The sequence below is a fragment of the Pseudoxanthomonas sp. JC1303 genome, from assembly GCF_058448525.1.
Genome location: NZ_CP185958.1, coordinates 1,658,135 through 1,670,947, shown reverse-complemented (window position 1 = coordinate 1,670,947; position 12,813 = coordinate 1,658,135). Strand labels below are relative to the sequence as shown.

At 62.3% G+C, this 12,813-nt stretch carries 15 protein-coding genes; 13 read left to right on the top strand and 2 right to left on the bottom strand.

Going from position 1 to position 12,813, the window contains the following annotated elements; genetic code table 11:
• Positions 1–170 precede the first annotated feature (170 nt).
• The gene (locus tag ACORQU_RS07330) at positions 171–548 is read left to right on the top strand and encodes a hypothetical protein (RefSeq protein ID WP_491644238.1); all 378 of its coding nucleotides are present in this window, start codon (positions 171–173) and stop codon (positions 546–548) included.
• 450 nt (positions 549–998) lie between these two features.
• On the opposite strand, the gene ACORQU_RS07325 is transcribed toward ACORQU_RS07330, so the two are convergent.
• Entirely contained in the window at positions 999–1,283 is a 285-nt protein-coding gene (locus ACORQU_RS07325) for a hypothetical protein (RefSeq protein WP_491644236.1), read from the bottom strand.
• 13 nt (positions 1,284–1,296) lie between these two features.
• On the opposite strand from ACORQU_RS07325, the gene ACORQU_RS07320 reads away from it, so the two are divergent.
• The 11 genes from ACORQU_RS07320 (at position 1,297) to ACORQU_RS07270 (ending at position 9,648) form a co-directional block, all read left to right on the top strand.
• Positions 1,297–1,728, top strand: coding sequence for a DUF4279 domain-containing protein (locus ACORQU_RS07320; protein WP_491644234.1), 432 nt, complete (start codon positions 1,297–1,299; stop codon positions 1,726–1,728).
• A gap of 92 nt (positions 1,729–1,820) precedes the next feature.
• On the top strand, positions 1,821–2,846 hold the full coding sequence (locus ACORQU_RS07315; RefSeq protein WP_491644232.1) for a DUF2806 domain-containing protein: 1,026 nt from the start codon (positions 1,821–1,823) through the stop codon (positions 2,844–2,846).
• Positions 2,847–2,967: 121 nt separating this feature from the next.
• Positions 2,968–3,351 (top strand): hypothetical protein, encoded by a 384-nt coding sequence (locus tag ACORQU_RS07310; RefSeq protein WP_491644231.1) that lies wholly within the window; start codon positions 2,968–2,970, stop codon positions 3,349–3,351.
• Between the two features lie 48 nt (positions 3,352–3,399).
• Positions 3,400–3,756 carry a transposase gene (locus ACORQU_RS07305; RefSeq protein ID WP_491644229.1) on the top strand — a complete coding sequence of 119 codons (357 nt, stop codon included), beginning with the start codon at positions 3,400–3,402 and terminating at the stop codon, positions 3,754–3,756.
• A complete protein-coding gene (locus ACORQU_RS07300; RefSeq protein ID WP_491645001.1) occupies positions 3,726–4,562 on the top strand; it encodes an IS3 family transposase in 837 nt (278 codons plus the stop codon). Before ACORQU_RS07305 ends, ACORQU_RS07300 begins: the two co-directional genes overlap by 31 nt.
• Before the next feature lie 72 nt (positions 4,563–4,634).
• Positions 4,635–5,105 carry a hypothetical protein gene (locus ACORQU_RS07295; protein ID WP_491644228.1) on the top strand — a complete coding sequence of 157 codons (471 nt, stop codon included), beginning with the start codon at positions 4,635–4,637 and terminating at the stop codon, positions 5,103–5,105.
• Positions 5,106–5,238: 133 nt separating this feature from the next.
• Entirely contained in the window at positions 5,239–5,655 is a 417-nt protein-coding gene (locus ACORQU_RS07290) for a VOC family protein (protein WP_491644226.1), read from the top strand.
• A gap of 571 nt (positions 5,656–6,226) precedes the next feature.
• Positions 6,227–6,607, top strand: coding sequence for a tautomerase family protein (locus ACORQU_RS07285; protein ID WP_491644225.1), 381 nt, complete (start codon positions 6,227–6,229; stop codon positions 6,605–6,607).
• A gap of 342 nt (positions 6,608–6,949) precedes the next feature.
• On the top strand, positions 6,950–7,339 hold the full coding sequence (locus ACORQU_RS07280) for a DUF4260 domain-containing protein (RefSeq protein ID WP_491644223.1): 390 nt from the start codon (positions 6,950–6,952) through the stop codon (positions 7,337–7,339).
• 159 nt (positions 7,340–7,498) lie between these two features.
• Complete coding sequence (locus ACORQU_RS07275) at positions 7,499–7,951, top strand: MBOAT family O-acyltransferase (protein ID WP_491644222.1); 453 nt, start codon at positions 7,499–7,501, stop codon at positions 7,949–7,951.
• A 335-nt stretch (positions 7,952–8,286) separates the two neighbouring features.
• Positions 8,287–9,648, top strand: coding sequence for an Hsp70 family protein (locus ACORQU_RS07270; protein ID WP_491644220.1), 1,362 nt, complete (start codon positions 8,287–8,289; stop codon positions 9,646–9,648).
• 46 nt (positions 9,649–9,694) lie between these two features.
• Here the strand turns inward: ACORQU_RS07270 and ACORQU_RS07265 are convergent, their stop codons facing one another.
• Positions 9,695–10,183 carry an Lrp/AsnC family transcriptional regulator gene (locus ACORQU_RS07265; RefSeq protein ID WP_491644218.1) on the bottom strand — a complete coding sequence of 163 codons (489 nt, stop codon included), beginning with the start codon at positions 10,181–10,183 and terminating at the stop codon, positions 9,695–9,697.
• A 317-nt stretch (positions 10,184–10,500) separates the two neighbouring features.
• Between ACORQU_RS07265 and ACORQU_RS07260 the strand changes: the two genes are divergently transcribed.
• Positions 10,501–12,750 (top strand): TonB-dependent receptor, encoded by a 2,250-nt coding sequence (locus ACORQU_RS07260; protein WP_491644216.1) that lies wholly within the window; start codon positions 10,501–10,503, stop codon positions 12,748–12,750.
• The last annotated feature ends 63 nt before the right edge of the window (positions 12,751–12,813 follow it).

The window sequence follows — 12,813 nt, the reverse complement described above, 5'->3', positions numbered from 1 at the left end:
TCACCTCATCGGATGGTCAACGTGGCACGCCGTGCATCGGACGCAGTACAAGACAATCGCCGTGTCGGCTCGCGCGCCCTGTCGGCCATCCGCGTTGGACCGTCCTGGCCTAACAAGTCAATCAAGCCGAAACCGCTTCGCGGTTCGGCTTATTTCCAGCGTTAGGCCGCATGAGAGATTTCCGCAAGATGCTCAGATGGATTCTCTTGACTGCCGGGATTATCTGGGGCCTTTTGCAGCTCAACGGTGCCATTTTTGCTGCATGGGTCGCGGGCGGGCCGCCTTCACCCAACCCAGACGGCTGGTTATTTGTCGCAGGCAACCGTTTGGCCTGGGCCGCCGCATCTTTCTTGGCGGGAGTCGGTCTGTTCATCCTGCTGCGCCGCGATCGCCCTGCTAGCCGCTATGCTGTAGTGGCACTGGTGGCAGCTGTTCTTCTTACAGCCTTGCCGTATATCCGCGAGTTCATCGGCTCGGATGCTTGCTTAGACTCAGGTGGTCGCTGGTCGGATCTGCAGTGTGTACATAGTGATCCGTCTGCGGCCTAACAATTCATTCAAGCCGACGCCGCTTTGCGTCGCGGCTTAATTCAAGTGTTAGGCGCTTATGGGCATGGCAGCCACGACCAGAGGTCTTCTTATTCTCGTTGGCCTGATCGTTTCCTGTTTCGAGACGGTGTTGGGCTCGTGGTATTTCTTGCCCTTGGCGTCGCTACAATCGTTCAGCTAGTTCGAGTCGCGCTCGGCAGCGGAAATGGCAAGACTCTCAAGCAGTTGTGGGGCGCGTTTAAAGATGCATTCTGGGGAATCGGATGAGCCCGCATGAGTCAAGACGCGTCTAACAATTCATTCAAGCCGAACCCGCTTCGCGGGTCGGCTTAATTCCGGTGTTAGGCGGCAATGGGCGATCAGTCTCACGTCAAGTTATACTCGGAGCTACTCGCCTCTCTGGAAGAGCACGGTTGCTCGCTGATCGAGCATGGCTCAGCCGAGCGCGGTCTAGCTGCGGGGGATGCCCACGCTTTCGTAGAGCTTCTCCAAACCAATCATGTCCCCCTGCTCGGCATTGAGCTTTGGCGAGCCACCGATCGTGGTTTGGAGCTGGACATCCAAGAGATCTGGTATTCCAGCCATGCTGATGTAACGGCTCGCTACCCAGACGCATGGCGCTACTTCAACCGGGTAGAGACGGGAGAAGGTGATGTTTTTGCCGTCCAGTTCGGCTAGGTTGCCGCCCAACAATTCATTCAAGCCGAAGCCGCTTCGCGGCTCGGCTTGATTCAAGTGTTAGGGCCCAATGGGAGCAATCGATCATTCCGTCGCAACACTCCGATTCTTCGGAGACGACCTCGTGCCTGACGAGATCACCGCACTGCTCGGCGCAAGTCCAACGGAGTCGTGCTGGAAGGGCCAGGAGCTTATTGGTAGCAAGACCGGCATCGTGCGTATTGCCAAGACCGGGAGCTGGCGACTTAGTGCGGCTCGTCGCGAACCGGAGGACCTTGAGGCACAGATCTTGGAGATCCTCGGGCAGCTTACTCAAGATCTCAGTATCTGGGAGTCGTTAACCCACTATCAACCCGACTTGTTTTGTGGCCTTTTCATGGGCAGCAGCAATGACGGGCTGCCCCTTTCGGCAAAAGTCCTGCTCTCCCTTGGCCAGCGTGGCATTGCACTGGGGCTGGACATTTATGATGTCGGTGACCAAGGGTCCAGCGTTGGGCCCTAACAATTCATTCAAGCCGAAGCCGCTTCGCGGCTCGGCTTAATTCAGGTGTTAGACCTTCTTCTTAACTACTCGGCCAACAGGTACTGAATTCAGTGGAAATCAAAGACATTGTCGGCCTCAGCAAACCGCTCACTCGCTTGATCGAAGTAATTTCGCAAGGTATTGGCGCAGTCTCTGGGCCGTACCTAGTCAGGAAGAACGCTGATGCCAAAGCACATGAGGTCCGCGTTATATCGTCAGCGCTAAAGGAAGTTGCTGAGCAGCATCATCTCCCTGTCGTCTTTAAAGATGGTCAAGTAGAGATCTGGCAAAAGCCAGAAGACAAGACGCTGATCCTAGAGCAAATCGACGGCGAGACTAGGGCTACACAGCGCCTTGAATACAAAGAGCGAAAGCGCCAGCGCAACGTGGAGAGCATCACTTCAATCTCTGCCATAGAACTGCAAGATCAAACAGACGTTCCGGACGAAAGACCCGACGAAGACTGGATAAATCGATTCTTCAGCGCTGCCGAAGATGTTTCGTCTGAGCAAATGCAAGAACTCTGGGGACGGATCCTATCGGGTGAGATTAAAAAACCAGGTAGCTACTCACTCAAAACACTCGATTTTGTGAGAAACCTGACCAAGGCTGACGCAACGCTGCTCGAACTCATGACAACGCTAGCGGTTATATATAACGGCTCTGCTATTTTGTCGACCCACGACAAAGAATGGCTTAAAGATCAAAGAAATATTTACCCAGGGCACCACTTCGCCATTAGTGAGCTAGGGGCAATGTACCCCACAGATTTAAACTATCGCGTGTTCACAGATCCTTCCATCCAACAAGTCGTATTTGTATCTGGTGGTCTAATTCTTCTTGTGGACCGGGGTTCGATAACAAGCGAAATCCAGCTTCCCGTCTGGAAGTTTACCAGTATCGGGGAGGAGCTTTTGCAGCTTACTCCACCTGTTGGCGATGAAGCTTATCTAGAGAGTCTTGGGCGATTCTTTATTTCTCGCAACGCCACTGCTAAGCTAGCGCGGGTCGTGGAGCAACTGCCCAGCGGGCATATTCGATACAACTTCTTGCGAGATATCACGCCAGAAGCATCGCCGTCGGACGAGAAGGTCTAACAATTCGTTCAAGCCGAACTTGCTTCGTTACACCAAAGCCATGGCGGAAAAAGCTTGCCATGGCTTTGGCTCCACTACGCAAGTCAGCTTAACTCAGGCGTTAGACCACAGGAGAGGCATCATGGAAGGTCCACTCAAGAGCATACTGGCGGGCACTTTTTCCGGGGTCTTCACTTGCGGCCTGGCGGTCCCGGCGATAGGCGCCACCGCCGCTATAGCCATGCCAGCTGGATGGACCGTCACTCTATGGGACGCTCTCATAGTGTTCGGCCTAGGGGCCTTCCTGCCGGCTCTGATCATCCACTCCTCTGCGCTGCTCATTACGCGGGCTAACGCACTCAACGCGCTCGCCAGCTTCTGCTTTTCAGTGATCGCCACCACTGCTCTCACCTCCGGCCTGACTTACGCGGGTAACGCACTCGCCGCATTTGGGGTCGGCGCGATTACAGCGACACTTTTGACCAGCACTCTGTGGTCTAACAATTCATTCAAGCCGAACCGATAGTTCCCACGGTTTAGTGGACACCCTGATCTAACTTTTCAGGAGTGTCCCATGCCCAAGCCAGGCCCTAGAACCACGACCCGCTACAGCGAGCAATTCAAAGCCACCGCCGTGCGCCTCAGCCGGCTCCCCGGCGTCCAGGTGCAGGACGTTGCCGCCTCGCTTTACATCCATCCCTTCATGCTGTCTCGTTGGCGCAAACAGGCGCGCGAGGGCACGATCATGGTCAAGGGTGTGGACGTCGATCCGGCCGTCGCGGCCGAGCTGAAGGAACTGCGTCGGGTGAAGAAGGCCTACGAGCAGCTGAAGGTCGAGCATGACCTTTTAAAAAAAGCGATCGCGTTCACTACCGAACGAAAAGCGAGCGCTTCGCCTTCATCCAGACCCAGCAAGAGCACTGCCCGGTGAGGCGGCTGTGTCGCCTGTTTGGGGTCAGTGCCAGCGGCTTCTACGCTTGGCGTGCCCGTCCGCTCAGTGAGCGCGCGCAGGAGGATGGACGGCTGATCGCAAAGGTTCGCCAGGTGCATCGGGCGAGCCGGGAAACCTACGGCAGTCCGCGCGTGCACGCCGAGCTGCGCCGGCAGGGCGAGCCGGTCGGGCGCCGCCGGATCGAGCGCCTGATGCGCGAGCACGCGGTGCGCGCGTGCTCGGCCTCGCTGTATCGCCGTCTGCCCGGCCTGGGCCGGTTCTATGCCAGCGTCGACAACCAGATCCATGCGTTGACCATTGAGCGCTGCGATCAGGTGTGGGTGACCGATGTGACCTACCTGAAGGTCGCGGGCACCTGGCGCTATCTGGCCACGGTGATGGACCGCTATTCGCGCCGCCTGCTGGGCTGGGCGCTGGGCCTGGAGAAGACGGCCGCGCTGACCTGTCGCGCGCTCGCTGCGGCCGTACGCCACCGACGCCCTGCACCGGGCACGCTCGTGCACAGCGATCGCGGCGTCGAGTTTCTCGCCAGCGACTTCAAGCAAGTCCTAAGCAGGGCCGGCCTGGTGCAGAGCGTGAACCGCCCGCGACGCATGACCGACAACGCCCACGTGGAGTCGTGGAACAAGTCGATGAAGTCGGACATGTATCACCGCCAACGCTTCACCGACGACCGGACACTGCGCCACGCGCTTCGCAGCTACATCAATTTCTACAACCAACACCGCTTACACTCGGCCTTGGGATATCGTTCGCCGATCGAGTTCGAGGCACAATGTGTCTGACCCACGGTGTCCACCTTTTCGTAGGAGCTCTCCGCCGTACCCGCGCCGCTCAACTCCAGCGTTAGGCAATCAATGGACATTTCCGAAAAGCGATCCGGCGCAGGAAAGGTCAAGCGGCGTTTGGATCGCCAACTCTCGGGTCTTGGATTCAAGAGAACGAAACCTACGTTCTGGACGCGGCCCAACGCATTGACTATAGAGTTCGTGCATTTGCACCTTTACACGTTCGCCGCCTCCTTCAGAGTTCATTGCGGGACTAGGACCTGGGACGACCCCTTTGAAGCGATCGCGCTCAACGGCCCGTCAAGTGATGGTGCGCCCGGCAGCGGATTCTCATTCGACACATCTGAGAGCTCACAGCAGGAATGCGCGGAGCTGATCAGTGCGTATGTTCACAGCCAAGAGCTATGGTTTATTGACCAACGCGGCCAACTGGATGGCGCACCGTCAGGGGCGCGCGCCGCACTCGAGCAACCGTTCTCAGCCAAGGTGTCGCAAGAAAATCAGGCTCGGACAGAGATATTGCTTGGGCTCAAGCGTTGATTGCCTAACAATTCGTTCAAGCCGAGGCCGTTTCGCGGCCACGCCGCCGTGCGGTAGATTGTCACGTCGCTGCGGCCGCAAAACGGCCCGGCTTAACTCAGGTTTTAGGCGCAGTTGACCGAAAGGAGAGGATATGGATTTGCGTCGCGGCAGGCTCGTTGATCACCTCCATCTTCGCGTGCGGAACTTGGAAGCAAGCAAGCGATTCTACCGAGGTGTTCTCACGGCGATTGGACGGCAAGACGCCATTCAGGAGACGGAAAGCTACTTTGCCGCGGACGAACTTTGGATTGATCAAGCGGAGGCACGGACGTCCAATGTGCATCTTGCTTTTCAAGCGGCCGATCGCGAAGCCGTCCGTGCATTTCATCAAGCGGCATTGGCGGCCGGCGGGAGAGACAACGGCGCACCGGGGGAGCGCGCCTATCACCCCGGCTACTTTGCCGCGTTCGCGCTGGACCCGGACGGCAACAACATCGAGGCGGTCTATCACGGGCCGACCGAAGTCTCGGCGCAGTCCATCGTCGTCAAGCCGGCGCACGAGTCGTAAACCTTGCTCAAGCGCCGACGCAGCGTGGCAATCCATCCCGATGGGCGCCGCTGCTGCCGAGGCTGACCGTCAAGCCGTTCCGCCGCAGCGAATGGCTTAGCAGGGAGGTTGGTCGAGTGTGCCGAGATCCGCAGTGCTCGAAATCTTGGCGCGAACACTATTCGGCTGCGGGCAAGCGCGTGAACCGCTCAGCGCCAAGGGCTGAAGTGGCCCTGCACCCGGCCGTCGGAAAAGTCGTTGAATTCATAGGATGCGCGGCCAAATCTCGCTGCGCGCTTTCGCCGCGAGCGCAGTGCGAGTTCGAGACATTGCCGGCTCGCTGCACGCCCTACGACGATTGCCTTGTGTCCTGTGTCGCGAGTCCGAATGGATCCTTTGTCGGCGGCCGCTGTGCTCACGTCTGCGCGTCTCCTGTCCGCCCGGGCGGCCCACGCCCACCGACGGTCGAGGCGTGCAAGAATCTGCAAGGGCGCTCAGCTCCAGATGTGGAATCGCCGCGTCGCAACACATTCGAGTCGCATCCGCTTCGCGGGTCGGCTTCACTGAAGCATAGACCTCGCCGGAGGACACCATGCCGCTCATCACGCTCACGGTTCAAAAGCCCAAGACAAGGCACTTCAAGGATTCGGTCCTGGAGGCAGTTCATGCCGCATTGGTCAGCATTGGTGTGCCGGAGGCTGACCGATTTCAGCGAGTCTTGGAATTGACCGATGAAGACTTCCGCTTCGATGCAGGCTATCCCGACGTCAAAGGAGCCAGAAGCGAAGACTTCGTCTTGATCGAGATCCTTTTGTCGGCTGGGCGAAGCGTCAAGATCAAGAAGCAGTTTCTGTCCAAGCTCATGGAAGGCCTCGCGGCAGCCGGTCACGACCCAGAGAATGCCATGGTCGTGTTCAAGGAAACGACGTGGGAAAATTGGGCGTTCGCCGGTGGTCGCCAACTTCATGTGTAGGCCGTTTGGTCGCAGATGCTGCGCGTTGCCTTAGCCGACAAGCATTGGGCCAAGGCAGCTTTCGTGCAGCGCCTAAGGCTTCTTCAAAGTCGGTCTCGCTTCGCAACGCGTCTTACCACCGGCATTAGGTCCCTTGAACATGGCACGAGACACCAGACTGTTCGTCAACGGAACGGCGCCTATCGGATTTTCGTCTTGCAGCGTCAAGACCTCTCACAAACGTGAGCGCTCGCACAGCTGCGCGCTTACCGGGACCTGCGCGCAATAAACTAGGGCGCTGAATCACACATAGCGGCCGACCACGCCGTCTTGGCTTGGGCGTCAGGCGCCAGGAGAAGTGTCATGGCAGGTGCGGTATCGGGGGGTGTACGGATCTTGCTTCGCCTTGAGGGGCTCTGCGTCTTCGTCGTGAGCCTGCTGGCCTATGCAAGGTATGGCGGGAGTTGGGGAGCATTTGCCCTCTGCTTTCTCGTGCCGGACCTGTCTTTTTTCGGCTATCTGGCCGGACCCAAGGTCGGTGCCATGGCCTACAACGTCGCGCACTCCCTGATCGGCGCGCTGGCGACGCTGGCGGCGGGAATCATGCTGTCCGCGCCCCTGGCCGTCATCGCCGGCATCATCTGGGTGACCCACATCGGCCTCGACCGCGCGCTAGGGTATGGTCTGAAATATTCGAATGGATTTGGAGTGACCCACTTGGGTCTGATCGGGCGTACGCGGGTTGACGCCTGAACTTCAGTCAAGCCGAAGTCGATTCGTGGCTCGGCTGGGTGGGGAGCCGGGATTGCGGAGGTGAAGGTCCAGCGTTCGCAATCGTCCAGGTCGGATGTGTTGCCCACGCGCGCGCCCAGTGCCAGGCCGCGTCAAAAAGCATTGCAGTAGACTGAAAGCATGCAACACGACGCGCTTTCCCTGTCCCAGTACATCGTCTATCGCAACGGGGTCCCTGCGGGCGCGCGTGGCGGCCTGCGGAACATGTTTCATCGCGCGTTTGGCGCCTCGACGTTCGCGGGTTTCTGGCGGCACTGGAATCCCGTCTTTGGCTATGTGCTGGGCCGTTACATCTACTCGCCGCTGCAGCGTGTTGTTCCAAGGCCGCTGGCGCTCATCCTGACGTTCGTGGTCTGTGGTGCGGTCCATGACCTGGTGACCATGGCGGTGCGTGGGGCGCCCGCGTTCTTCTTCGTCCCCTGGTTTATTCTGTTGGGCACTGGCGTCGTGCTCGGACGCGCCGCTGGGCTGGATCTTTCAGGGCGGCCGTGGGTCGCAAGGGCCGCGGCCAACCTCGCCTATGTGCTGGCCTGCCTGGCCATCACGCTCGCGGGGGAGCGCCTCATCTGGTAGGGCTGCGCCCCGATCGTCCCATCAATCCTGGGCCGGGCTTCGGCTTGCTCCCGTCAGCGTCAGCCAGAGCGGACTAGGCCCGATGCGCCGTAGTCACGAAGGATCGTTCGTGGCGCGACAGTTGCTCGTGCTTATCAAGCGACGCCGTGGCTCGCGCGCGAGATCTTTATGGAGCAAACGCGCCACGCGCTGCTGCGTCTTTGGTACGCCTGGGTGGCGCTGCTTGGTGGCGTCGCGATGAACGCAGGCCGTGTGCCCGGTGCGGGCCCGGATTTGCACGCCATCGCCGGCTGCGGCACAGTGCGCGGCCTTTTCGCGCAGGCACGGCGGGCGTCATGAAGCTCGGCATCGATTTCGGCACCAGCAATTCAGCGGCGGCAGCGGTCGTGGAGGGCGCGGTCGTGCCGGTGCTGTTCGGTGAGCAGGGGCAGTTCAAGACCTCGGTGTATTTCCCCGAGGTCATGCAGGAGCTGGATCAGTTCCAGCTCACCGCCGCGCAGGAATACCAGCTGCAGCAGCTGATCGAAGTGGGGCGGCGTGACGCGCTGGCCGCCGGCCAGGACCGCGGCGAAGACGCGTTGCGCCGTGATGCGCTGCGCGCGGTGAGGCGCGAATGGATGGAAGACCAGATGCGCCAGCCGCGCAGTTCGGCCGCGCTGCTGCAGAATGCGGTCTATGGCGACGACGCGCTGGACGCCTATTTCGCCGAAGGCCAGGGCCACCTGGTGCAGAGCCCCAAGTCGATGCTGGGTTACGACCTGCATCCGCGCGCGCGGCAGACCATCACTGGTATCGCCACCCACATCCTGGAGCACATCCGGCTCACCGCGCAGCGCCAGTTCGGCCAGCCGGTGCGCGCGGCCACGCTGGGGCGGCCGGTGCAGTTCCGCAGCTCGCTGGGCGAGGCCGGCAACGGCCAGGCGCTGGAGATCCTGCGCGAGGCAGCGCTGGCGGCGGGCTTCGATGCGATCGACTTTCTGGAAGAGCCCTCGGCTGCGGCGATGGGCCACCACGCCGACAGTCCTGCGCGCCACGAAGTCGTGGTGGTGGATATCGGCGGCGGCACCAGCGACATCGCCCACGCCGATGTCGGCGGCGCGCAGGCCCCGCAGGTGCGTCGGGCGTGGGGCGTGGCGCGTGGCGGCACCGATGTGGACCTGGCGCTGAGCCTGGCCGGCTTCATGCCGCTGTTCGGGCGCGGGCTTACGCGCGTGCCCAATCATCACTACACCGATGCGGCAACCGTGCACGACCAGACCCGGCAGCGGGACTTTGCCCGCGCCCGCTTTGGCGAACGCGTGCCGCAGCCGTTCCGCGACCGGCTGCAGGCGCTGCAGGACACCGGCAACACGGCGCGCCTGTCGCGCAGCGTGGAGCGCAGCAAGATCGCGCTGAGCGCCGCCGACGCGCATGTCGACGCGTTGGACTACATCGAGCCGGACCTGGCGGTGTCGCTGCAGGCCGCGGGCCTGGCAAGCGCGGCCGGCGGATTCGTCGGCGAGCTGCGGGCGTTGCTGGCGCAGGTGGCGGCCGACATCGGCCATGCCCCGGACGCGGTGTTCCTCACCGGCGGCATGTCGCGCGCGCCTTACGTGCGCCAGGTGGCGGCCGAGGCCTTCCCCAGCGCGCGGCTGGTGCACGGCGATCCGTCCTTCGGCGTGGTCCAGGGCCTGGCCCTGGCCGCGGCACAGGGCTAAAGCGCGGTCAGCGCCGGCTCGGCAACGCGGGCAACACCGTCGGTGATCAGGCGCGCGGCGTGTTCAACGTCAGTGGGTAGCCGGAGAACGGTTTGACCTCGTCCATCAGGAAGTGGGAGACGATCTTCTCCACGCCGTAGTCGCCGCCCAGCAGGGCGCGGGCGATGTCCTTCCAGTGGTGCACGTCGTGCACGATCACCCGCAGCAGATAGTCGTAGGAGCCGGAAACGCGGCTGGCCTCGACCACCTCGGGCATGTCCAGGATGCGGCGGTCGAACTCGGTGAACTCGTCCAGGGCGTGCTGCTTGAAGCTCACCTGCGCCAGCACGATGGTCGCCGAGCGGATCCGGTCCACCGCGACATGGGCGCGATAGCTGCGGATCAGGCCACGTTGCTCCAGCGCCCGCACCCGCGCCAGGCAGGCGCTGGGCGACAGTGCGACCCGGTCGGCCAGGGCCTGGTTGGTGATCCGTGCATCCTGCTGCAGCACGTCGAGGATCTTCAGGTCGGTGCGATCGGGCAATTTGGCTGACATGGCGGGGTTCTTGTGGCGGTGGGGCCGCCCGCCACGCTGCACGATGTGCGCAATTGGCGGGCCGGGACTGCAGATCCTGCGTTATTGCCGATGGTAACCCACCGTTCCTGCGGCGTGTTCGGAATAAATTCCTTTCTAGATCAAGTAATTGAGCGCGTGAAAGGCTCCGTGGTTTCTGCTGGACGCGGTTTGGAATTTCACCTACTACTGGTCTCGAGCAGGAGTTCGCTGCCAGGCGATGGGGAGGTCGCGCTGGCCATCAGGGGGACATCGGAGGTTCCGCCAACCCGCCAACCGTCCAAAGGGGACCGTCCGCCATGAAGTCGTTGCCGATCACCGCTCTCTCCCGCGCCGTGCGCGCCGCCTGTCTGCTTGGTTTCGCCGTGTCCAGCGCCACGCCAGCCTTCGCCCAGGACAGCGACAGCGCCGCCACGCCGCAGACCAAGGAGCTTGAGACCATCGTCGTCACCGCCGGCAAGCGCAACGAGTCGGTGCGCGAGATCGCCGGCTCGGTCAGCGCCGTCACCGCGGCCGAACTGGACGCGCTGGGCGCGCAGAGCCTGTCCGACTACATCCAGCGCACCCCGGGCGTGGTGTTCAACAGCTACCAGCCGGGCGTGTCGCAGGTGGTGATGCGCGGCATCGCCACCAGCGCGGGCAATGTGCAGGGCCAGGCCACCACCGGCTTCTTTCTCAACGAGGTGCCGCTGACCGAGCCGGGCTGGACCATCGTGGTGCCCGACATCGACACCTTTGACCTCAACCGCGTCGAGGTGCTGCGCGGCCCGCAGGGCACGCTGTTCGGCTCGGCCTCAATGGGCGGCGCGATCAACTACATCGCCAACGTGGCCGATACGAGCGGCTTCGACGCGGCGGCCGAGGCCACGGTCAGCCAGACCAAGAACGCCGATGTCGGCTTCGGCGCCAAGGCCATGGTCAACGTGCCGGTCAAGCAGGACCTGCTGGCGTTCCGCGCCGTGGCCCAGTACCGCGACGATCCGGGCTACCTGGACAACATCGGCACCGGCAAGCAGGGCGCCAACACCACCAAGCTGGCCGGCGGGCGCTTCTCCGCGGTGCTGACCCCGGCCGAAGGCACCACGCTATCGTGGTTGAGCCTGCTGCAGAACACCGACTCGGACGATAACGCCTACCAGATCGAGGGCCTGGCCGACCTGACCCGCAACACCGCCGTCCCCGAGTACACCAACACCAAGGTGGCCGTGCACAGCCTGCGCCTGGACCAGGACCTGGATGGCATAACGCTGACCGCGCTGCTGGCCTACCAGAAGAAGAAGCAGGACTGGCGCTTCGACTACACGCCGATCCGCGGCGCCTACAACGCCGACCTGGATCTGGACCTGACCAGTCCGCTGGCGATCTATTCCGGGGGCGAGAGCACCGGCAAGAGCCTGGAAGTCCGCCTGGCATCGGACACCGGCAGCCGCTTGGAGTGGCTGGTTGGCGGCATGTACTTCGACACCAGCAAGGACCTGTACGAAACCATCGGCGCCGACGGCGCGGCCGCGGCCTTCGACAACTCCTCGCTGTACGGCCCGGGCGCCGGTGCGGTGATCGCGCCGGATGGCCGCATCTTCAATGCCTTCTACACGCACCTGGACGGCTCGGAAGCGGCGCTGTTCGGCGAAGGGTCGTTCTCCTTCACCCCCGAGTGGAAGCTGACCGTCGGCGGCCGCCTGTTCCGCACCAAGATCGAATCGATCTCCACCCAGGTCGGCTTCTCCACCTACCCGGGCAACCCGATCGTCACCCCGTCGCAGACCAAGGAAGACGGCTTCAATCCCAAGGTCTCGCTGTCCTACACGCCCAACGGGAACGTCATGTTCTACGGCCTGGTGTCCGAAGGCTTCCGCTTCGGCACGCCCAACACCAGTGGGCTGAGCGCCTATCCGATCCCGTCCGGCTCCAAGTCCGACAGCCTGGTCAACTACGAACTGGGCACGCGCACCAGCTGGGCCGATGGCCGCTTCCTGCTGGATGCCACCGCGTTCTACGTCGACTGGAAGGACATCCAGCTGCGCCTGCAGACGCCGGATTTCTACAACTACGCGGCCAACGGCGGCAAGGCGTACAGCCGCGGCATCGAGCTGTCCACGCAGTGGCGCCCGAGCGGCCAGTTCGAGTGGGCAAGCAGCGTGACCTGGCAACACGCGCGCCTGGATGAGGATCTGTTCATCCTCTACTACGGCACCGCGCCGGCTGGCTCGCAGCTGCCGGGCTCGGCCGACTGGTCGGTCAACAACACGCTGCGCTACTACTTCGATGCGGCCTATGCGCCGACCGTATCGCTCTCGCACCAATACCTGTCCAGCGGCATCAGCGACCTCAACTCGGCCGTGCCGGGCGTGACGCCGAACGTGCAGGGCAACTACAACCTGTTCGACCTGCGCTACAGCATGACCTTCGGCGGTACCGAGGTCAGCCTGTGGAGCACCAACCTGACCGACAAGCGCGGGGTCACCCGGGAAGTGGCCGAGGTCAACGGCATCGGCCAGGGCATCGTGCGGCCGCGCACCGTTGGCATGACGGTGCACTGGAAGTACTGAGCCGCCAGCGGGCCGATGCGTCGCCGCGTCGCGGCGCACCGGCCCGGATCGAATCGATGCGCC

Excerpts from the sequence above, each read along its gene's own strand:
- ACORQU_RS07275 (WP_491644222.1), top strand. The coding sequence starts at position 7,499 with ATGCAACACGACGCGCTTTCCCTGTCCCAGTACATCGTCTATCGCAAC.
- ACORQU_RS07285 (WP_491644225.1), top strand. The coding sequence starts at position 6,227 with ATGCCGCTCATCACGCTCACGGTTCAAAAGCCCAAGACAAGGCACTTC.
- ACORQU_RS07305 (WP_491644229.1), top strand. The coding sequence starts at position 3,400 with ATGCCCAAGCCAGGCCCTAGAACCACGACCCGCTACAGCGAGCAATTC.
- ACORQU_RS07295 (WP_491644228.1), top strand. The coding sequence starts at position 4,635 with ATGGACATTTCCGAAAAGCGATCCGGCGCAGGAAAGGTCAAGCGGCGT.
- ACORQU_RS07265 (WP_491644218.1), bottom strand. The coding sequence starts at position 10,183 with ATGTCAGCCAAATTGCCCGATCGCACCGACCTGAAGATCCTCGACGTG.
- ACORQU_RS07330 (WP_491644238.1), top strand. The coding sequence starts at position 171 with ATGAGAGATTTCCGCAAGATGCTCAGATGGATTCTCTTGACTGCCGGG.
- ACORQU_RS07310 (WP_491644231.1), top strand. The coding sequence starts at position 2,968 with ATGGAAGGTCCACTCAAGAGCATACTGGCGGGCACTTTTTCCGGGGTC.
- ACORQU_RS07260 (WP_491644216.1), top strand. The coding sequence starts at position 10,501 with ATGAAGTCGTTGCCGATCACCGCTCTCTCCCGCGCCGTGCGCGCCGCC.
- ACORQU_RS07320 (WP_491644234.1), top strand. The coding sequence starts at position 1,297 with ATGGGAGCAATCGATCATTCCGTCGCAACACTCCGATTCTTCGGAGAC.
- ACORQU_RS07270 (WP_491644220.1), top strand. The coding sequence starts at position 8,287 with ATGAAGCTCGGCATCGATTTCGGCACCAGCAATTCAGCGGCGGCAGCG.
- ACORQU_RS07290 (WP_491644226.1), top strand. The coding sequence starts at position 5,239 with ATGGATTTGCGTCGCGGCAGGCTCGTTGATCACCTCCATCTTCGCGTG.
- ACORQU_RS07280 (WP_491644223.1), top strand. The coding sequence starts at position 6,950 with ATGGCAGGTGCGGTATCGGGGGGTGTACGGATCTTGCTTCGCCTTGAG.